Raw genomic sequence first — 19043 nt, forward strand, 5'->3', positions numbered from 1 at the left:
CGCACGCAGGGCCGGACCGGGAGGCGGCACCGTGTGTCGGGCGCGTTAACGCTGGCACCACCGCCGTGACACATGCGACACGCAGGTGTCGTGCCGGTTAACGGTGGCCCGGACCTAACCCCGGTCCGTGGCGCTTACCGGGCCAGCCCCCGCCTAGCAGGATCGATGTCGTCACAGAAGTCGACAACGAACCGAGGAGGTGACTGTGGCGAAGTATCTGGCCAAGCGGCTCGGGTCGGCGCTGCTCGTGCTCTTCGCGCTCTCCCTGCTGTCCTTCGGGATGGTGCGGATGATGCCCGGCGACCCCGCGCTGCAGTACCTGAACATCGACAACCCGGATCCGAACCAGCTCGCCGAGGTGCGCGCCGAGCTCGGGCTCGACCGGCCCTGGACCACGCAGTACCTCGAGTGGGCGGGCGGCGTCCTCACCGGCGACTTCGGCTCCTCGATGACCAAGTCTCAGGAGATCGGGACGATGCTCGGGGACCGCTTCCCGGTCTCGCTGCAGCTCGCGATCATCGCGGTCATCGTCGGCCTCGTCATCGGGTTGCCGAGCGGCGTGGTCTCCGCGGTGCGCCAGGGCACGCCCCTCGACGCGGTGATCCGCGGAGGATCCTTCCTGGCGCTGTCGATCCCGGCCTTCGCGATCGGCGCCGTGCTCATCATGGTCAACGCGCTCACGCTCAAGCTTCCGCTCATCGGCTACACGCCGTGGGCGCAGGACCCGCTCGGGTCGATCCTGTCGCTCCTGGTGCCGGCGCTCGTGCTGTCGCTCGCCATGTCCGCGGTGATCTCGCGCTACTCGCGCGGCACCGTGCTCGACACCCTCTCCCAGGACTACATCCGCACGGCCCGCTCCAAGGGCGTGCCCACCGGGCGCATCGTCCGCGGCCACGCGCTGCGCAACGCGCTCATCCCCGTGACCACCGTGGTCGGCATCCAGCTCGCCGCGCTCATCGGCGGCACCGTGGTGATCGAGAGCATCTTCACCATCCCCGGCATGGGCTCGATGCTCATCGAGGCGATCAACAGCTCCGACTACCCGACCATCCAGGCATGTGTGCTGGTGCTCGGCGCGTGCTTCGTGATCATCAACCTCATCGTCGACCTTCTCTACCCCGTCATCGACCCCCGGGTGCGTGCCTCATGATCAAGCTGAAGAAGAACGGCGCCCTCATCGGCGGAGCCGCGATCCTCGCGCTCCTCACCGTGTACGCGCTCCTCGGCCCGCTCGTCGGCGGCTACGACCCCAACCTCACCACCGGCGGCCCGTTCGAGGGCCCGTCGGGGGAGCACTGGCTCGGCACCGACAACATCGGCCGCGACAACTTCGTCCGCCTCGCCATCGCGACGCGGTACGCGATCGTGATCTCGCTGGTGTCCTCAGTCATCTCGATGGTGATCGGCACCGCGATCGGCCTCGTCGCCGGGTACGCGGGCGGCCGCCTCGACAACGTGCTCATGCGCGGCACCGAGATCATCATGGCGATCCCCGCGATCCTGTTCGCGCTGGTGATCCGCGTCATCATCGGCCCCGGCTTCATCCCGCTCATCATCGCGATGGCGATCATCGGGGCGCCGGGCTTCGCCCGCATCATGCGGTCGCCCATCCTGGTGCTGCGCGACCGCGACTTCGTGGTCGCCGCGGAGATCGCTGGCGTGCGCAAGCCGTTCATCGCGCTCAGCCACCTGCTGCCGAACGCGACCACGCCGATGCTGGTGAACTTCGCCTCGACCGCCTCGCTCGCGGTGCTCATCGAGTCGAGCCTCAGCTTCCTGGGCCAGGGCGTGCAGGCACCCGACCCGAGCGCGGGCCGCATGATCTCCGAGTCCATGCGCTACATGCAGCTGGACCCGCTGCTCATCGTGCTCCCCGCGATCCTCATCACGCTGCTCACCGTGGCGTGGAACCTGCTGGCCGACGGCGTCCAGCTGGCGCTGTCCCCGAAGGCCGGCAACCTCGCCGTGCCGACCCGGGGTCGGCGGCGGAAGAAGACGTCCGGCGCGGCTGGCAGTGCCGCCGCCGGCACGACGGTGGTGGCGGGCGAGGGACCCGTGCCCGCCGACACCCCCCAGGACGAGGCATCCCCGGCCCGGGTCTGACCCGCCGCGCACCGTCCACCCATCCAAGGAGGAGACCCGCATCATGAGGACCATCACCCGAGGGATCGGAGCAGCGGCCGCCGTCGCCATGCTCGGCCTCACGCTCGCCGCATGCTCCAGCGGCACGGTGGACACCGGCGCCACCGAGTCGTCCGAGCCGCTGCCCGCGGTCGAGGGCGGCGCGCTCGTCTACGCGAGCGACGTCCAGCCGCTCGCCGGCGGCCTCGACCCGTACGTCGCGCAGGCCTTCGCGAACTCGAACGCGCTCGTCCAGATCTACGAGCCCCTGCTCGCCAAGGACGCCGACGGCACCATCATCCCGTGGCTCGCCGAGTCGTGGGAGCAGGTCGACGACCTCACCTACACGTTCACCCTCCGCGAGGGCGTCACGTTCTCGGACGGCACGCCGCTGACGGTCGATGACGTGGTCTTCTCTCTCGAGCAGATCCGCGCCTCGTCCGCCGGTGCGAGCTACTTCCCCACGGTGGACCAGATCACGGCGCTCGACGAGGCGACGGTGCAGCTCACCACGCTCGTCCCCGACGCCACGATCCTCAACATCCTGTCCTACCGCGCCATGGCGATCGTCAACCAGGCCTGGTACGAGTCCACCTCCGAGGAGGACCGCCAGACCACCGCGCTCGGCACCGGCCCGTTCGTGCTCGACGAGTGGCAGGACCAGGTCTCGATGACCTTCACCGCCAACGAGGTCTACTGGGGCGAGGGCCCCGACGTCGACACGCTAGAGTTCGACTTCATCGGCGACGAGAACGCGCGTGCCGCGCAGCTGCGCCAGGGCTCGGGCACCGACATGGCGTGGTTCCGCGACCCGATCCAGGTCCAGTCGCTCGAGTCCGAGGGCTACACCGTCGGTGAGAACGCCGAGACCCGTTCGCTCACCATGTACGTCAACGCCTCGGACGGCCCGCTCGCGGACGTCAAGGTGCGCCGGGCCGTCTCGAAGGCCATGGACCGCCAGGCGCTGATCGACTTCGCGATGGGCGGCATGGCCGAGCCCAGCCTCGTGGTCCCGGTCGGCGACCCGTGGGGCATCGCGCCCGACGAGTCGACCCCGAACTACGCGCACGACGTCGAGGGCGCCAAGGCGCTGCTCGCCGAGGCTGGCCAGGAGAGCCCGACCATCACGCTGACCTACGCGTCGGACGCGGCCTTCGCGCTCGACGTGCCGATGGTCGAGGTCCTCAAGCAGCAGCTCGCCGAGGCGGGCATCACCCTCGAGCTCGTGGGCAAGCCCTGGACCGAGGTGCTGCAGTCGTACATCGGCGGCACCTGGACCGACCTGGTGCTCGTGCCCGGCGTCTACATGCCGGACCCGTCGGCGTACTTCGCCACCGTGCTCACCCCCGGTCTGCCGATGGTGACCACCGTGACCGCCGAGTCGCCCGAGGTCGCGCTGTACATGCAGCTGCGCTCCACGTTCGACGAGGCCGAGCGTGCCGAGGTCCTCGCGCAGCTCGAGACCGCCGTCGCGGAGAACGTCAACGTGCTGGTGGCGTACACCGGCCCCCAGCGCTACGAGGTCTGGGGCGACACGGTCACCGGCTACGAGGTCGACCCGTACACCTACCGCGAGGGCCTCGCCACCACGGCGAAGACCTCCTGACCGGCGGTCCCCGGCGGGCGGCGCACACCGCCCGCCGGGGACCCGCACCCCACACCCACCCGCTTCACGAACGAGGAGGACGCCATGACCGCGACGATCGCCACCACCGACGCGCTCGCCGTCGAGGACCTCACCATCAGCTACGGCGGCGGCACCCCGGTCGTCTCGGGGGTCGACCTGCGCGTCGGCCCCGGCGAGATCCTGGGCGTGATCGGCGAGTCGGGCTGCGGGAAGTCGAGCATCGGCTTCGCGGTGCTGGGCCTGCTGCCCGCGAGCGCGCGCGTCGACGCCGACCGGCTCGACGTCGGCGAGCACGGGATGCTCGACGCCGACGAGTCCGACTGGAACCAGGTCCGCGGCCGCGTCGCGTCGATGGTGTTCCAGGAGCCGATGTCCGCGCTCAACCCGTGCATGCGGGTGGGGGCGCAGATCGCCGAGGTGCTGCTGGTGCACGGCCTCGCCGACAAGAAGGCGGCCCACGCCCGCGCGCTCGACCTGCTCCGCCTGGTGCAGGTGCCCGAGCCCGAGCTGCGCGCCAAGCAGTTCCCCCACCAGATGTCCGGCGGCATGCGACAGCGCATCGTCATCGCCATGGCGATGGCCGCCAACCCCCAGCTCCTGGTCGCCGACGAGCCCACGACGGCGCTCGACGTCACGGTCCAGGCGCAGATCCTCGACCTGCTCGACCGCATGCGGCGCGAGACCGGCGCCGGCGTGCTGCTCATCAGCCACGACCTGGGCGTCATCGCGCAGACGTGCGACCGCGTCGTCGTGATGTACGCCGGCGAGATCGTCGAGGAGGGCGTCCCGACGGAGGTCCTCGCGAACCCGTCGCATCCCTACACCGCGGCGCTCGTCGCCTCGATCCCGACCACCACCACCGCCGCGCGCGAGGACCTGCCGATGATCCCCGGCGGCGTCCGTGACGCCGATCGGGAGACCTCCGGCTGCCGCTTCGCCGCACGATGCGCGTTCGCGGTCGAGACCTGCTCCTCGCCTCAGGCGCTGGTCGAGGTGGAGCCATCGCACACGGCGCGCTGCTGGCGCAGCACCGAGCTCGATCTCACCGCACTCACGGAGGTGACGGCATGACCCTCACGGACCTCGACATCACGCCCCGGCCGCGCCCGGTCGACGATCCCCTGATGGTCCTCAACGGCGTCCGCCAGGAGTTCCCCGCCGCCGGGGGCCGCACGGTCCACGCGCTCGACGGCGTCACCCTCGAGGTGCAGCGCGGCGAGACGCTCGGCATCGTGGGGGAGTCCGGCTGCGGCAAGTCGACCCTCGCACGCGCCGCGCTCCTGCTGCGGAAGCCCACGGCCGGGGAGATCCGCTTCGACGGCAAGGACGCGCTCGCGATGCGCGGCGGGCGGCTCCGCGCGCATCGTCGCCGCGCCCAGATGGTCTTCCAGGATCCCAACGACTCGCTCGACCCGCGCTACAAGGTGCTGCGCTCCGTCATGGAGCCCCTGCTGGCGGCCGGCGTCCCGCGCGGCGAGGCCCGGGCCAAGGCGCTCGAGGCGCTCGAGGCCGTGGGCGCGCCCGACGGCGCCGCCGGTCGCTTCCCGCACGAGTTCTCGGGCGGTCAGCGCCAGCGCATCGCGATCGCCCGCGCGATCGCGACCGAGCCCGAGCTGGTGGTGCTCGACGAGCCGACCAGCGCGCTCGACGTCTCGATCCAGGCGCAGATCCTCAACCTGCTCCTCGAGCTGCAGGAGAGCAAGCAGCTCACCTACATGTTCATCTCGCACAACCTCGCGGTGATCCGCCACCTCTCGCACCGCGTGGCGGTCATGTACCTGGGCCGCATCGTCGAGGTCGGGCCCGCGTCGCAGGTGCTCGCGGACCCGCTGCACCCGTACACCGCGGCGCTGCTGTCCGCGGTGCCCGACCCGGACGCCGGCAAGCGTGAGCGCATCATCCTCCAAGGCGACCCGCCCAGCCCCACCCAGCGCGCCGCCGGTTGCGCGTTCGCGAGCCGCTGCTGGCTCGCGACCGAGCAGTGCCGGACGGAGGCGCCGCCGCTGGTCCGCACCGATGTCGCGGCCAACCCCACCGGGGGCCACCTGGTCGCCTGCCACCGTCCCGGCGAGGGCCAGGAGGCGCTGCGCCTCGGCCTGACCCCCGCATCGTCCTGAAAGAACCGAAGGAGAAGTCATGACCGACACCGTCACCATCCTCACCGCGAAGCTGGTCCGCACGCTCGACGACGCCGTGCCGACCGGGACCGCGGTCGCGATCCGCGGCGACAAGATCCTCGCCGTGAGCGACGTCGAGCAGCTGCTCTCCGCGTACCCGGGCGCCGAGGTCGACGACCGCTACGCCGACCAGGTCCTCACGCCCGGCTTCGTCGAGGCCCACTCCCACATGGGCGCGGGCATGGACAGCCCGTTCTACCTGGGGTACTTCCCGCGCACGATGCCCGACGGCACCCCGCTTCCCGGCGCGCAGACGTGGCAGGGCGTGCTCGACGCGCTCAAGGCGTGGGACGCCGAGCTGCCCGAGGGCGAGGTGCTCAACGCGCGCGGCCTGGACATGCTCTTCTTCCCCGGCGAGGCACTCGACCGTCACGCGCTCGACTCCGTCAGCTCGACCCGCGGCGTCTACGTCATCCACGCGAGCGGCCACGTCGCGACCGCCAACTCGGTGCTCCTCGAGAAGGCCGGCTACGGTGCAGACACCGACATCGAGGGCGTGGTCAAGGGCGAGGACGGGCTGCCCACGGGCGAGCTGCAGGAGATGGGCGCGATGATGCCCGTGATGGCGGCGCTCGGCATGGACTTCAGCAAGGGCATGACCAGCGAGAAGGGGATGTACGACTTCGCCGCGGACGCCCGGAACCACGGCTGCACCACCGCGACCGATCTCGCGAGCTTCGACGCGGTCCGCCCCGGCGGCCTGGGCCTGCTCACCGAGGTCACCTCGCGCGAGGACTTCTCCCTCCGCCTGGTCCCCGCGACCTTCGGCGGCATGACCAAGTCCGCCGAGGAGGCCCAGCAGATGGCCGGCCTGGTCAAGTCGATCCAGGACAAGGGCAACGCCAAGCTCCACCTCGGCACGGTCAAGCTCATGCTCGACGGCTCGATCCAGCAGCACACCGCCAAGCTGCAGGACCCCGGCTACGTCTGCGGCCACGATGACGGCATCTGGAACACCGACGCCGACACCTTCCGCGCGCAGGTGAGCGCCTTCCACAAGGCGGGGCTCAACATCCACGTGCACTGCAACGGCGACGAGGCCACGGAGGTCTTCTGCGACGCCGTCGAGTCCGTGCTCGCGGAGGCCCCGCGCTGGAACCACCGCCACACGGTCACCCACTCGCAGCTCACCACCCGTGCGCAGTACAAGCGCATGGCGGAGCTCGGCATGTGCGCCAACATCTTCTCCAACCACATCTGGTACTGGGGCGACCAGCACATCGACCTCACCGTCGGCCAGGACCGCGTCCAGCGCATGAACGCGGCCCGCACGGCGCTCGACGCCGGCGTGAAGATCGCGCTGCACTGCGACACCCCGGTGACGCCGCTCGACCCGCTGGCCACCGCCTCGTACGCGGCGGAGCGTCGCACCCCGACGGGACGCTCGTGGGGCGACGCGGAGCGGATCTCCGTCAAGGAGGCCCTCGAGGCGATCACCATCGGCCCGGCGTACGTCCTCAAGCTCGACCACCTCGTCGGCTCGATCGTCCCTGGCAAGTTCGCGGACTTCGCGGTGCTCGACCGCGACCCGTTCGAGGTCGCGGAGCCCCAGGAGCTGCGCGACATCACCGTCCTCGGCACCGTCGTCGGCGGCGTCCACTTCCCGTCGCCGGTCCCCGCGACCGTCTGACCCGGTACCTCCGAAGGAGACTGAGATGCCCATCCCGAACAGCCCCGCCGGGCAGGAGACCTACACCCTGGACCGTTCCCACGTGTTCCACTCGTGGTCCGCGCAGAAGGCGCTCGACCCCATGGTGATCACCGCGGGCGAGGGCTCGTACCTGTGGGACGCGGACGGCAAGCGCTACCTCGACTTCTCGTCGCAGCTGGTCTACACGAACGTGGGTCACCAGCACCCCAAGGTGGTCGCGGCGATCCAGGAGCAGGCGGCGACGCTCGCGACCATCGCCCCGGCCCACGCCAACGACAAGCGCTCGCTCGCGGCGAAGCTCATCACCGATCTCGCGCCCGAGGGCATGAACAAGGTGTTCTTCACCAACGGCGGCGCCGAGTCGATCGAGAACGCGATCCGCATGGCGCGCCTGCACACCGGCCGCACCAAGGTGATGTCGCAGTACCGCAGCTACCACGGGTCCACCGCGACGGCCATCCAGGTCACGGGCGACCCCCGCCGCTTCCCGAACGAGTTCGTGCCGGCCGGCACCGTCCACTTCTTCGGGCCCTTCCTGTACCGCACGGTCTTCAACGCGACCACCGAGCAGGAGGAGTGCGAGCGTGCGCTCGAGCACCTCGAGCAGATGATCACGTTCGAGGGGCCTGGCACCATCGCGGCCATCGTCCTCGAGACCGTGCCGGGCACGTCGGGCATCATGCCGCCGCCCCCGGGCTACCTCGCGGGCGTGCGGGAGCTGTGCGACCGCTTCGGGATCGTGATGATCTGCGACGAGGTCATGGCCGGCTTCGGGCGCACCGGCGCGTGGTTCGCGATCGACCACTACGGGATCACGCCCGATCTCATCACGTTCGCCAAGGGCGTCAACTCCGGCTACGTGCCCATGGGCGGCGTCATCATCCGCGACGAGATCGCGGCGACGTTCGACGAGCGTGCGTTCCCGGGCGGCCTCACCTACTCGGGCCACCCGCTCGCGGCCGCCGCCGCGGTCGCGACCATCACCGCGATGCATGAGGAGCAGGTGGTCGAGAACGCCGCCCGCATCGGCTCCGAGGTGTTCGGGCCCGAGCTGCGCGCGATGGCCGAGCGCCACCCCTCCGTGGGCGACGTCCGCGGCCTGGGCGTGTTCTGGGCGCTCGACCTGGTCAAGGACCGCGAGACCAAGGAGCCGCTCGCGCCGTACGGCGGCGCCGCACCGGCGGTGACCGGCGTCCTGGCCGCTGCGAAGGAGGCAGGGCTGCTGCTCTTCAACCAGTTCCACCGCATCCACATCTGCCCCCCGTGCAACCTCTCCGACGAGGAGGCGCGTGAGGGCCTGGCGATCCTCGACCAGGCGCTCGAGGTGGCCGATGCCGCATACGAGGGCGTGCGGGAGCCCGTGCTCGTCTAGCCGCGGTCCAGGCGAAGGGGGTCGGCGCGACGCCGGCCCCCTTCGTGCATCCCCACCCTGACAGCCGCAACGGATCTCGCGGCGACACGCCGGTGGGACGGGACGATGCGCGGGTGGCGACCGGCGTGTCGGGCCGAGCTCCGTTGGCAGTGTCAGGAAGGTGAGGGCGGCTCCGCCAGCTGCTCGCGGATGGCCTCCGCCAGGAGCTCGACGCCCCGCGGGATGGCCTGGAGGGCGATCGCGTTGAAGCCGATGCGGATCGCGTCGCGGCGGGCGTCCTGCAGGTAGAAGCGCTCGCCGGCGTCGACGATCACGCCGCGTCGACGCGCGAGCTCCGTCACGCGGGTCCCATCGAAGCCCTCGGGGCCGTTGAGCCAGACGCTCAGGCCGCCCGCGGGGACCGGCGGCAGCTCGAACGGCAGGTGGCGCTCGAGCTCCTCCATGAGCGTCTCGTACTTCCGCGCCAGGTGACGGCGATGCTGACGCAGGGCGCGGTGGTACTCGCCGGACTCGATGAAGAGGCCGAGCGCGCGCTGGAGATGCCCGGACGGATGCTTGGTGAGGTAGCGCCGGCGCTCGCGCAGCGCGCTGATGAGCGCCGCATCGGCCACCACGAACCCGAGCCGCAGGCCCGGCGCCACGAACTTCGAGAAGGTGCCGACGTAGATGACGCGGCCGGTGCGGTCGAGCGACTTGAGCGACGGCGTGGGGCGGCCCTTGAACCGCACCTCCGAGTCGAAGTCGTCCTCGATCACGAGCGCGTCCTCGCTCTGCGCGGCACGCAGGATCGCGGCGCGACGCGCGTACGTCGTGGTGACCGCGGTCGGGTGGTGGTGGCTCGGCGTGAGGTACACGAACTCGGACCGCGCCGCGTCGGCGCGCGAGACGCGTGCGCCTCCGCTGTCGACCTCGAGGGGGTGCAGCGTCGCGCCGGCGTTCCTGAAGATGTGCCACGCGTCGACGTAGCCGGGGTTCTCCACGCTCACGGTGTCGCCCTCGTGGATCAGCAGATCGGCGAGCAGCGAGAGCGCCTGCTGCGCGCCGTTGGTGATGATGACCTCGGACGGCGTCACCGACATCCCGCGCGGCGGCAGGATCTCGCGGCACAGGGCCTGCACCAGGAGCTCGTCGTCGCCGTCGACCGAGTCGCGGAGGCTCGGCGCGAGGTGCGGGCCCGCGAGCGCATCGTTGAGCGAGCGCAGCCAGGCCCGCGCGGGGAAGGTCGCCAGCTCGGGCTGACCCGGCAGGAACGGGAAGGGGTAGCGGTGCCAGTCGGCGTGCGCGGCGGCGTGCTGGAGGTCCTCGCCGAGCGGCCGCGGCAGCCGGGCGGCCCAGTCGACCTGCCCGGTGGGGACCGGCCGCGAGCGCGAGGGGCGCGCCGGGGCCGCCGATGCCGGCCCGCTCACCGGCGCCGCGGTGATCCGCTCGGTGGCGGGGTACAGCCCGGACCGCGGACGCGACTCGATGAGCCCCAGCGCCGTGAGCTCCTGGTACGCGGCGGAGACGGTGTTGCGCGACACCCCGAGGACGCCCGCGAGGTGGCGGGACGAGGGAAGCGGGCGGTTGGGCTTGAAGCGACCCTCGAGCAGGGACTGCTCGAGGAACCGTCGCACCTGCTGGAACAGCGGCTCGCGGCTGTCCGGGTCGATGTACTGGCGAGCGCGCGCGCCGATCGCGGCGTCGGTCTCGCCGTGCAGGTCGTCGATCACCGGGGAACCTCCTGAGGGACGTGCCGGCGTCATGCCGCCACCCCTCGCGCCGCGAGCACGATGCCCGACACGAGCGACAGCACCAGCGCACCGGTCCGCACCACGCCGGGGGGCAGCCGCCGCACGAGCGGCGCCGACACGAGCGCGCCCACGATCACGGCGGGCGTCAGTGCGAGCCCGGAGAGCGCATCGGCTCCCAGGGTGACGGCGCCCTCGCCGGCTCGCGCCAAGGATAGCGACGCGAGCGACAGTGCCGACGTCACCGCGAAGTACGCGGACAGGGTCGAGCGCATCGTCCGTACGTCGTCGGGCCGGTAGACCACGGCCATCGGGGGACCCGGCAGCGCGGCGATCGGGGTGAGCGCCCCGCCGAGCGCGCCGGCCGCCGCGACGGACGCGGGGGTCATGCGCGCCTTCCAGGCGAGCAGCGAGAGGGCCGATGCGGCGGCGACGACCGCTCCGACCGTCACCTGGGTCGCGGCCTCAGGGGTCACGCGTGCGACCGCGGTCCCGACGAGGATGCCGGGGACCGCGGCGACGGAGGTGCGCACCAGGTCGGGGACGCTCAGCCATCGGCGCTCCGTCCAGGCCACCGCGCACATCACCACCACCGTGACGGCGAGCACCGCGCCGATGCCCAGCTCGGGCGCGACGAGCACGAGCAGCGGCACCGCGACGATCCCGAACCCCATCCCCGTCGCGGCCTGTACCACGGTGGCCAGCACGACGATGAGCGAGGCGGCCGCCCAGGCCAACGCCGTCATCGTGCCTCTCCGGGCGGCGGGCAGGGGAAGTGGAGCATGTCAGGCATCGTCCTGGACCCGCGTCCTGCCGGCCAGGTCCACGTCGAGGCGAAGACGGCGGCCAGAAGTTACGTCGGGGAAACACGGTGGCACCCGGGCTGTGGCATCGTCTGGACCTGGCTCCCGGGGCGGGGGCCAGCCAGGCTTGAGGGGTACGCCGCGCATCCGGCGCGGCCCGACAGGAGGTAGAGATGTCACAGCGCACGGCGGTCGTCACGGGAGCCAGCAGCGGGATCGGCGCGGCCAGCGCGCGCGCCCTCGCGGCCGACGGATGGCACGTGGTGATCGGAGCCCGTCGCGTGGACCGTCTCGAGGAGCTCGCGGCGGAGATCGGCGGCACGGCCATCGCTCTCGACGTCACGGATCAGGCGTCGGTGGACGCGTTCGCCGCGCAGATCGAGTCCTGCGACCTGCTCCTCAACAACGCCGGCGGCGCGCTCGGCACCACCTCGATCGCCGAGGGCGACATCGACGAGTGGCAGTGGATGTACGACGTGAACGTGCTCGGCACGCTCCGCGTGACCAAGGCGCTCCTGCCCAAGCTCGTCGAGTCCGGCGACGGCCAGGTCATCAACATCGGCTCGATCGCCGCGCGCGAGCCGTACAAGGGCGGCGGCGGGTACAACGCCGCCAAGCACGCGGTCGCCGCGATGACGCGCGTGCTGCGCATCGAGCTGCTGGGCCAGCCGGTCCGCGTGAGCGAGATCGACCCCGGCATGGTCGAGACCGAGTTCTCGCTCGTGCGCTTCGGTGGCGATGCCGACAAGGCCGCGAAGGTCTACGAGGGCGTCACGCCCATGAGCGCCGACGACATCGCGGACGCGGTGCGGTGGGTCGCGTCGCGCCCCAAGCACGTCAACATCGACCAGATCCTCATGCTCGCGACCGCGCAGACCTCCGCGCAGGTGGTGCATCGCGAACTCTGAGCAAACTCCCAGGCGCACAGGCGAGGGGCCCATCGGGGGCCGGGTACCCTGAACGGGTGCCCGCGAACGGGGTCACGGCCGCACCAGGACGCGGCCTGACCGGGAACCCTCGCGGACGCCCATCGGTTCCCATGGCGAACCCGCACGCCCGTCCAGGGCGTGCACGCCCTGGACACCCCCCGTGAGGAGATCCATGAAGAAGAACACGCTGGCCGCTGTCGCGCTCGGCTCGGTGGCCATGCTCGGCCTCGCCGCATGCAGCCCCGCCTCGGACGCGGACCCGTCGCCCTCGGCGTCGGCGGCCGCGGAGTCGCAGACGTCCGAGGCGGACCTCGCCGCGCTCGCGTCGATCGAGTGGGCCGAGACCGACGGCATCCCCGAGCTGACCTTCGAGAGCCCGCTGACGGTCGGCGACACCGCGCTCCTGCACGTGGCCGACGGTGACGGCGAGGTCATCGAGGAGGGCCAGCAGGTGGTGCTCGACTACGTGGTCTACACGGGCTCGGACGCCTCCGTCTACTACTCGACGTACGACACGGGCATGCCCGAGGCCGTCCCGATGGAGGAGGGCCAGGTCATCGACGAGCTCTTCACCGAGATCGTGGGCGCGAACGTGGGCGATCAGTTCCTCTACGCCTTCCCGGACACCTCCTCGGAGGACGTCCCGACGCGCGTCATGGCCGTCACGGCCTCCGCCGCGGTGTCCCCGCTCGACCGTGCCGAGGGCGCGTCGGTCGACGCGGTCGAGGGCCTGCCGACGGTGACGCTCGACGACACGGGCGCGCCGAGCATCGACTTCACGGACGCGAAGAAGCCCTCGGAGCTGGTGTCGCAGACCCTCATCGAGGGCGATGGCGAGACCGTCGAGAAGGGCGACCTCGTGTGGGTCAACTACAGCGGCTGGGTGTGGAAGGGCGAGGAGACCTTCGACTCCTCGTGGAGCACCGGCTCGTCGGCGATGTTCCGCCTCACCTCGGACCAGCTCATCGAGGGCTGGGTCCAGGGCCTCGAGGGCGTGACGGTCGGCAGCCAGGTGCTCGTCATCGTCCCGCCGGACCTCGGCTACGGCGACCAGGACCTCGACGCGATCCCCGCGGGCTCGACGCTCGCCTTCGTGGTGGACGTGGTCGCGGCCGCCTGACAGGCACGCTTCACGACGAGGGCCCCGGCGATGCCGGGGCCCTCGTCGTCTATCCGTCCTCGCCCGCCGGGGGCGGCGGCGCATCCTCCGCGGCCGCGCTCCGCGCGTCGATCTCGATGACCTCGTACTTGCGGCCCGAGTTCTTGACGATCGCGGTGATGAGGGCCGCGACAGGGAGCGCCATGAACGCGCCGAGCGGGCCCGCGATCGCGCCGCCCGCGAGCGCGCCGCCGAACGCGATCGCGCCGTTGAGCTCCATGGTCTGGGACGAGAACCTGGGGCTCAGCCAGTAGTTCTCCGCCTGCTGGTAGACGAGCACCCACGCGAGCAGCACGAGCGCGGGCACCAGGCCCTGGACCGCCAGGATGATCACGATGGGCAGCGCCGCGCCGATGTAGGTGCCGATGAACGGGATGAACTCCGAGACGAAGCCCATGAAGAGCGCGAGCGGGATCGCGTACACGAGCGGCAGCCCGACCAGGAGCATCACGACGAACGCGAGGCCGCCGCACACCCCCATGAGCAGCAGGCGCGAGTAGAAGTAGCCGCCCGTCTGCTCGATCGAGGTGTCCGCGATCCACGCGAACGTGCGTTGCCGCTCGGGGGGCATGCGCGACATGAGGGCGCGCATGATCTGCGGCCACTGCGCGGCGATGTAGAACGCGAAGGTGGCGACCGTGAAGAGGTCGAAGACCAGGCCGATGCCCGAGGTCACCAGGCCGAGCGCCTCGTCCGCCCAGCTGCTCAGGTCGAGCGACAGGCTCGACAGCGCGCTGTCCGCGCCCGAGGTGTCGATCGGGACGCCGAGCACGCGTTGGCTCCACTCGGTGAGGGACGACGACCACTCGGGCAGCGACTCGCGGACCGAGTCGGCGAATCGTGCGATCGCGGGGATGAGGACGCCGATCATGAACACGGAGAGGACCACGGCGGCGAGGTACATGAGTCCCACCGCCGCGCCACGGCGGATGCCGTAGCGCCGATGCAGGCCCGTGACGCCGGGCAGCATCGCGAGGGCGATGAAGAGCGCGAACACGATGAGGCCGAGCAGGTGGCGCATCTGGAAGCCGATCCAGATCGCGAGCACCACGACGAGCACCACGCGCACGGCTCTCCAGAGCGCGCGCTTGATGGCCGCGTCGAGCCACGGCGGGGGAGGCTGCTCCTCGGCGAGCGCGGCCTCGGCCGCCATGGCGCGCGCGACGTCCTCGGGTACCGGCTCGACCCCGGGCGCGTCCTGCGCGCTCACAGGGCCGCCTCCAGCTCGCGGCCGAAGGTGAACGCGCGGACCAGCCCCACGACGCCGAGCACCACGAAGACGGCCGCCGCGATCCACACGAGCACGGTCGCGGTGATCGCCGGGAAGGCGATTACCGCGATGCCCGCGAGCAGGCCCACGATGCCGTAGGCGAGGGCCCACGCGCGCGAGCGTGCCTTCCCCGACTCGAGGATCACCATGATCCCGTCGATGATCCAGCCGATCCCGACGGTGAGCGCGACCACGATGAGCAGCACCGCGGTCGAGGCCTCGAGGTTGCGGAGCATCACCACGCCGGCGATGAGCATGAGCACGCCCATGACGATCGACAGCGAGCGCAGGCCCGCGGAGACCGCCGCGCCGAGGACGCCCATCGCGATGCGCGCGACGCCCGCGATCACGAAGTACACGCCGGCGAGCGCCGCGCCGACCGCGAGCGTCCGCCCGGGCCACACGATCAGCGCGACCCCGACCGCGAGCGCGACCGCGCCCAGCACCGCGAACATGACCCTGACCAAGGTGATCGCGCGCGCGGTCAGCGCGCGTGCGTCCAGCTCGAACCCCAGGTGTCTCTGCTCCTGCATCACCGGCTCCTCTCGCGCCTCGGCCCTGCGAGGCGGCTGCTCACACGCTACTGCGGCGCAGGTGCCGGCGCACGGGTCACGTCGCGTGTGCCGTCGTCTGCGATGCCGAACAGCCTTGATCGGCAGAAATCGCTGGCAGGTGGTGTCTGATCCGGCGAATACGTGCGAGACTGGCCGTCCTGGTGCAGGTTGCTTGCGAGGGGGGAGAAGAATGTCGCTCGACGACCTGGACCGACGGATCATCGACGAGCTGCGGCTCGACGGGCGTGCGTCCTACGCGGAGATGGGACTGCGCATCGGCCTGTCGCCCTCGGCGGTGAAACGTCGGGTCGACCGCATGCTTGCGGACAAGGTGATCCAAGGCTTCCGTGTCCGCCTCGACCCCGCGCTCGACGCCGGGGGCACCGAGGCCTATGTGGAGGTGTTCTGTCGCGGCACCGTCGCGCCCGAGGAGCTGCGGCGCATCCTTGCGTCGATCCCCAACGTGGTCGAGGCGTTCACCGTCACGGGTCAGGCCGATGCGATCGTCCGGCTGCGCGCCGCGACGATGCCCGACCTCGAGCTCGCGCTCGAGCAGGTGCGCCTCGCGCCCCAGGTGGACAAGACGCGCAGCGCCATCGTGCTCTCGCGGTTGGTGGAGAGCCGCGACTACTGACGCGTCAGACCCAGCTGGGCAGCCACATGTGGGCCTGCCAGTACTGGAACGGGATGGGTGTGCCCACCCACAGGGGCACGAAGAATCCCGAGATCACGAGGATCGCCGCCAGGACCAGGCCCACGCCGAAGGTGCCGCGCCGCGACCATCCGCCCTCGAGGTGATCGGGTTGCGCGATCCTGCGCATCGCCCACACGAGGGTGAGCACCATGAAGGGCGCGAACGCGACCGTGTAGAAGGTGAAGATGGTGCGGTACGCGTACGGGAGCCACGGCACCCAGCCCGCGAGCACGCCCAGCGACACCGTCAGCGCGAGAATGTCGCGGTGGCGGATCACGCGCCAGAGCGCCCAGGCGAGCGCGGCGGTCGCGAGCCACCAGACGAAGGGGTTCCCGAGCGCGTGGATCGCGCTCACGCAACGGTCGGCGCCGCACGCGGCGTCCGGGGCGTCCTCGAAGTAGAAGGCCGTGGGCCTCCACTGCACCAGCCACGTCCACGGGTTCGACATGTAGTTGTGCTCGGACGTGAGGCCCGTGTGGAAGGTCCACATCTGCTGGTGGTAGTGGACCAGGGAGTTGAGCGCATCCGGGAGCCACGTGATCCCCTCGCCCGGGTGCTGCTGCGCCCACGAGCGGTCGTACGAGCCGTCGGTGAGGAACCAGTTCGCCCACGTGGCGACGTAGATCACGGGGACCAGGACGACGGTGGCGAGGGCGGCCGGGATCGCGCGCACGAAGGCGCCGACGGGCCACAGGTCCCACCCCAGCCAGCGGCGTGCGAGGGCGTCCCACACCACCGACAGCACCAGGAAGGCGGCGGCGAAGTACAGGCCGTTCCACTTGGTCGAGGCGGCGAGGGCGAAGGCGACGATCGCCGCGAGACGCCACCACCGGATGCCGGTGCTCGGCCCGGCGCCGGCGAGGGGCGCGTCGTCCGCGAGGCCGGCGCGGGCGCGATGCTCGGCGGTGCGCCGCTCGAGCAGCGCGAAGGTGCGGTCGCGGTCGACCACCAGCAGCCAGAAGCCGAGCACCACGAAGAACGCGAGGAACCCGTCGAGCAGCGCGGTGCGCGACAGGACGATGAGCTCGCCGTCGATCGCGACGAGCACGCCCGCGACGGCGCCCCAGACCGTCGAGCGGAACAGTCGACGCGCGGTGAGCGCGACGAGCACGGCGAGCAGCGAGCCGAGCACCGCTCCCACGACGCGCCACCCGAAGGGCTCGTTCCCGAAGAGCTCGATGCCGAGCGCGATGAGCAGCTTGCCCACCATGGGGTGGACCACGAAGTCGCCCTCGGTGCTCAGCCCCGACGTGTCGCCGGTGGCGAAGGCACCGTCGTCGCCCTCCCAATCGCCCTCGTAGCCGAGCTCGGTGAGCGAGTACGCGCCGCGCGCGTAGAAGACCTCGTCGAAGACCAGCGCGTGAGGGTCGGCGAGCGACGCGAGCCGCAGGAGGCCCGCGAGCAGGCCCACGCCGACGGCCATGAGGGTGGCGCGCCAGCGCCAGAGCGTCGCGAGATTCACACGCGAAGCCTAGTGGCGAGCCTTCGCGGAGCCTGCGGGGACGCGCGTGACGACTGTGGCGGCACCGGGTGCCGAAGCGCGGGATCCGGCTGTGCTAGCCTCCGGACCGACTCACTACTGCGCATGGGGCTGGGGGCTCGATGAGGACATGTAGCAGGTGCGGCGCGTCCTTCGACGCCGCGCAGACCGGGGCGTGCCCCGCATGCGGAGCGCCCGCGGAGGCGCCTCAGACCGTCTTCGGCGCACCGCGCGTGCGCGAGCCTCGTCGCAAGCGCGCGCCGCGCGCCGATGCGATCCCTCCGACCCCCACGCCTGAGAGCGCCGCGCCGGCCGTCCCGGCTGCCCCGGCTGCCGCCGCACCCCAGACGCCCGCCCCCCAGGTCTCCGCCGCATCCCAGGCGCCGGCGCCCGCGACCGCCTTCCCGGTGCCGGCCGCTCCCGTCGCCCCCGCGCCCGTCGCCGCGGACGTCGCCCCCGGCGACGTCGAGCCTGCAGCGCATCCTCGCGCTCGCGGCGGCCGGGCCTCGCTCGTGACGTTCACGGTCGTCGCCGTGGTGGCCGCGATCGTCGCGGCCGGTGCCTTCGGCGCCGTCGCCGGCTGGTCTGTCGCCAACCGCACCGTGGTGAGCGGCGAGGCGGTCGGCACCACCAAGGTCGTCGCCGTCGACGTGCCCGCCTACGCTGCCGACGTCGTCGCGCTCATGCCGGACGTGCGCGGCCTCGACGAGGATCGCGCGCTTCAGACCATCGCCGATGCGGGTATCCCGGTCGATGCGGTGTCCGTGGCCACGCGCCCCGCGGCGGGCGGCAGCGGCCGGGTGGTCGAGCAGACGCCGGTCTTCGGGTCCACCAACCCGAGCGCGGTGCAGATCATCGTCTCCGAGGCGGCGACCGTGCCCGAGTACGAGGGACGCGACGCCGTCGACGTCCTCGCGGACCTCGAGGCGCTCGGCACGCGCGTCACCCAGGAGCGTCGCTACGTGCCCGGTGTGGACCCGGGAGCCGTCGCGGAGCTGTCCGCGAAGCCCGGGACCGAGCTCCCCGATGCGGTCACCCTGGTGATCGCGGACACGCCGTCCACCGTCGAGCTCTCGGAGATCCAGCAGGGCGACAGCGGCTGGTGCGATGAGGACGACGACGTGCTGATCGGCGGACAGCCGCTCGATGGCGCGCTCGAATGCGGCGTCGACGAGTCGGGTGCCATCTACGGCTTCACGCTCGGCGGCGCGATCGACCTGGTCGACGGCTCCTACGGCATCCAGGATGGCGAGGCGGGCGGCACCGTAACGGTGACGGTGTTCCTCGACGGATCCAAGGTCGACACGTGGAAGGTCTCCGCTGGAAAGGCGACGGACTTCTCGCTCGACACCTCCGGCGCAGAAGAGCTGACCATCGTGGTGAAGGGTTCGTACGAGGGTCCGTACGAGGTGACCCTGATCGGCGCGGCGGGCTCCGGCAGCGTCGACGCGGTGAGCGCGCTCCGAGCGGGGCTGTGAG

The 19043-nt window shown here is 71.5% G+C and carries 16 protein-coding genes; 11 read left to right on the forward strand and 5 right to left on the reverse strand.

The genetic code is table 11. The features are described 5' to 3' along the window. Positions 1–205: 205 nt before the first annotated feature. The 7 genes from AOM06_RS01510 to AOM06_RS01540 all read left to right on the forward strand — a co-directional run bounded on the left by AOM06_RS01510 (position 206) and on the right by AOM06_RS01540 (position 8948). Positions 206–1150: an ABC transporter permease gene (locus tag AOM06_RS01510; RefSeq protein ID WP_062301679.1), complete on the forward strand. Its 945-nt coding sequence runs from the start codon at positions 206–208 to the stop codon at positions 1148–1150. Next, positions 1147–2103 carry an ABC transporter permease gene (locus AOM06_RS01515; RefSeq protein WP_062301682.1) on the forward strand — a complete coding sequence of 319 codons (957 nt, stop codon included), beginning with the start codon at positions 1147–1149 and terminating at the stop codon, positions 2101–2103. The genes AOM06_RS01510 and AOM06_RS01515 overlap by 4 nt, the downstream gene beginning before the upstream one ends. 43 nt (positions 2104–2146) lie before the next feature. Beyond that, positions 2147–3727: an ABC transporter substrate-binding protein gene (locus AOM06_RS01520; protein WP_062301686.1), complete on the forward strand. Its 1581-nt coding sequence runs from the start codon at positions 2147–2149 to the stop codon at positions 3725–3727. A gap of 84 nt (positions 3728–3811) precedes the next feature. Further along, positions 3812–4819, forward strand: a complete 1008-nt coding sequence (locus AOM06_RS01525; RefSeq protein WP_062301690.1) for an ABC transporter ATP-binding protein — start codon at positions 3812–3814, stop codon at positions 4817–4819. Continuing rightward, on the forward strand, positions 4816–5865 hold the full coding sequence (locus AOM06_RS01530; protein ID WP_062301693.1) for an ABC transporter ATP-binding protein: 1050 nt from the start codon (positions 4816–4818) through the stop codon (positions 5863–5865). The genes AOM06_RS01525 and AOM06_RS01530 overlap by 4 nt, the downstream gene beginning before the upstream one ends. A gap of 19 nt (positions 5866–5884) precedes the next feature. Then, a complete protein-coding gene (locus AOM06_RS01535) occupies positions 5885–7555 on the forward strand; it encodes an amidohydrolase (protein WP_062301697.1) in 1671 nt (556 codons plus the stop codon). A gap of 25 nt (positions 7556–7580) precedes the next feature. After that, complete coding sequence (locus AOM06_RS01540; protein ID WP_062301701.1) at positions 7581–8948, forward strand: aspartate aminotransferase family protein; 1368 nt, start codon at positions 7581–7583, stop codon at positions 8946–8948. A gap of 152 nt (positions 8949–9100) precedes the next feature. On the opposite strand, the gene pdxR is transcribed toward AOM06_RS01540, so the two are convergent. Beyond that, positions 9101–10657, reverse strand: a complete 1557-nt coding sequence (gene pdxR, locus AOM06_RS01545; RefSeq protein WP_062301704.1) for a MocR-like pyridoxine biosynthesis transcription factor PdxR — start codon at positions 10655–10657, stop codon at positions 9101–9103. A 29-nt stretch (positions 10658–10686) separates the two neighbouring features. After that, positions 10687–11421: a TSUP family transporter gene (locus AOM06_RS01550; RefSeq protein WP_062301707.1), complete on the reverse strand. Its 735-nt coding sequence runs from the start codon at positions 11419–11421 to the stop codon at positions 10687–10689. Between the two features lie 230 nt (positions 11422–11651). Here AOM06_RS01550 and AOM06_RS01555 point away from each other — a divergent pair, with 230 nt between their 5' ends. Continuing rightward, a complete protein-coding gene (locus AOM06_RS01555) occupies positions 11652–12386 on the forward strand; it encodes an SDR family NAD(P)-dependent oxidoreductase (protein WP_062301711.1) in 735 nt (244 codons plus the stop codon). 193 nt (positions 12387–12579) lie between these two features. Further along, on the forward strand, positions 12580–13527 hold the full coding sequence (locus AOM06_RS01560) for an FKBP-type peptidyl-prolyl cis-trans isomerase (RefSeq protein WP_062301715.1): 948 nt from the start codon (positions 12580–12582) through the stop codon (positions 13525–13527). A gap of 49 nt (positions 13528–13576) precedes the next feature. On the opposite strand, the gene AOM06_RS01565 is transcribed toward AOM06_RS01560, so the two are convergent. Beyond that, entirely contained in the window at positions 13577–14776 is a 1200-nt protein-coding gene (locus tag AOM06_RS01565; protein ID WP_062301718.1) for an AI-2E family transporter, read from the reverse strand. Next, entirely contained in the window at positions 14773–15369 is a 597-nt protein-coding gene (locus tag AOM06_RS01570) for an HdeD family acid-resistance protein (RefSeq protein WP_062301722.1), read from the reverse strand. The genes AOM06_RS01565 and AOM06_RS01570 overlap by 4 nt, the downstream gene beginning before the upstream one ends. Before the next feature lie 211 nt (positions 15370–15580). On the opposite strand from AOM06_RS01570, the gene AOM06_RS01575 reads away from it, so the two are divergent. Next, positions 15581–16024 (forward strand): Lrp/AsnC family transcriptional regulator, encoded by a 444-nt coding sequence (locus AOM06_RS01575; protein WP_062301726.1) that lies wholly within the window; start codon positions 15581–15583, stop codon positions 16022–16024. A 4-nt stretch (positions 16025–16028) separates the two neighbouring features. Here AOM06_RS01575 and AOM06_RS01580 read toward each other — a convergent pair whose 3' ends face one another. Further along, the gene (locus AOM06_RS01580; RefSeq protein WP_062301730.1) at positions 16029–17546 is read right to left on the reverse strand and encodes a dolichyl-phosphate-mannose--protein mannosyltransferase; all 1518 of its coding nucleotides are present in this window, start codon (positions 17544–17546) and stop codon (positions 16029–16031) included. 140 nt (positions 17547–17686) lie between these two features. On the opposite strand from AOM06_RS01580, the gene AOM06_RS01585 reads away from it, so the two are divergent. Next, positions 17687–19042, forward strand: coding sequence for a PASTA domain-containing protein (locus AOM06_RS01585; RefSeq protein WP_156163536.1), 1356 nt, complete (start codon positions 17687–17689; stop codon positions 19040–19042). Position 19043: the final 1 nt, after the last annotated feature.

The sequence above is a fragment of the Demequina subtropica genome, from assembly GCF_000971235.1.
Lineage (GTDB): Bacteria > Actinomycetota > Actinomycetes > Actinomycetales > Demequinaceae > Demequina > Demequina subtropica.

Excerpts from the sequence above, each read along its gene's own strand:
- AOM06_RS01555 (WP_062301711.1), top strand. The coding sequence starts at position 11,652 with ATGTCACAGCGCACGGCGGTCGTCACGGGAGCCAGCAGCGGGATCGGC.
- AOM06_RS01570 (WP_062301722.1), bottom strand. The coding sequence starts at position 15,369 with ATGCAGGAGCAGAGACACCTGGGGTTCGAGCTGGACGCACGCGCGCTG.
- AOM06_RS01520 (WP_062301686.1), top strand. The coding sequence starts at position 2,147 with ATGAGGACCATCACCCGAGGGATCGGAGCAGCGGCCGCCGTCGCCATG.
- AOM06_RS01515 (WP_062301682.1), top strand. The coding sequence starts at position 1,147 with ATGATCAAGCTGAAGAAGAACGGCGCCCTCATCGGCGGAGCCGCGATC.
- AOM06_RS01530 (WP_062301693.1), top strand. The coding sequence starts at position 4,816 with ATGACCCTCACGGACCTCGACATCACGCCCCGGCCGCGCCCGGTCGAC.
- AOM06_RS01535 (WP_062301697.1), top strand. The coding sequence starts at position 5,885 with ATGACCGACACCGTCACCATCCTCACCGCGAAGCTGGTCCGCACGCTC.
- AOM06_RS01560 (WP_062301715.1), top strand. The coding sequence starts at position 12,580 with ATGAAGAAGAACACGCTGGCCGCTGTCGCGCTCGGCTCGGTGGCCATG.
- AOM06_RS01525 (WP_062301690.1), top strand. The coding sequence starts at position 3,812 with ATGACCGCGACGATCGCCACCACCGACGCGCTCGCCGTCGAGGACCTC.
- AOM06_RS01550 (WP_062301707.1), bottom strand. The coding sequence starts at position 11,421 with ATGACGGCGTTGGCCTGGGCGGCCGCCTCGCTCATCGTCGTGCTGGCC.
- AOM06_RS01575 (WP_062301726.1), top strand. The coding sequence starts at position 15,581 with ATGTCGCTCGACGACCTGGACCGACGGATCATCGACGAGCTGCGGCTC.
- AOM06_RS01585 (WP_156163536.1), top strand. The coding sequence starts at position 17,687 with ATGAGGACATGTAGCAGGTGCGGCGCGTCCTTCGACGCCGCGCAGACC.
- AOM06_RS01540 (WP_062301701.1), top strand. The coding sequence starts at position 7,581 with ATGCCCATCCCGAACAGCCCCGCCGGGCAGGAGACCTACACCCTGGAC.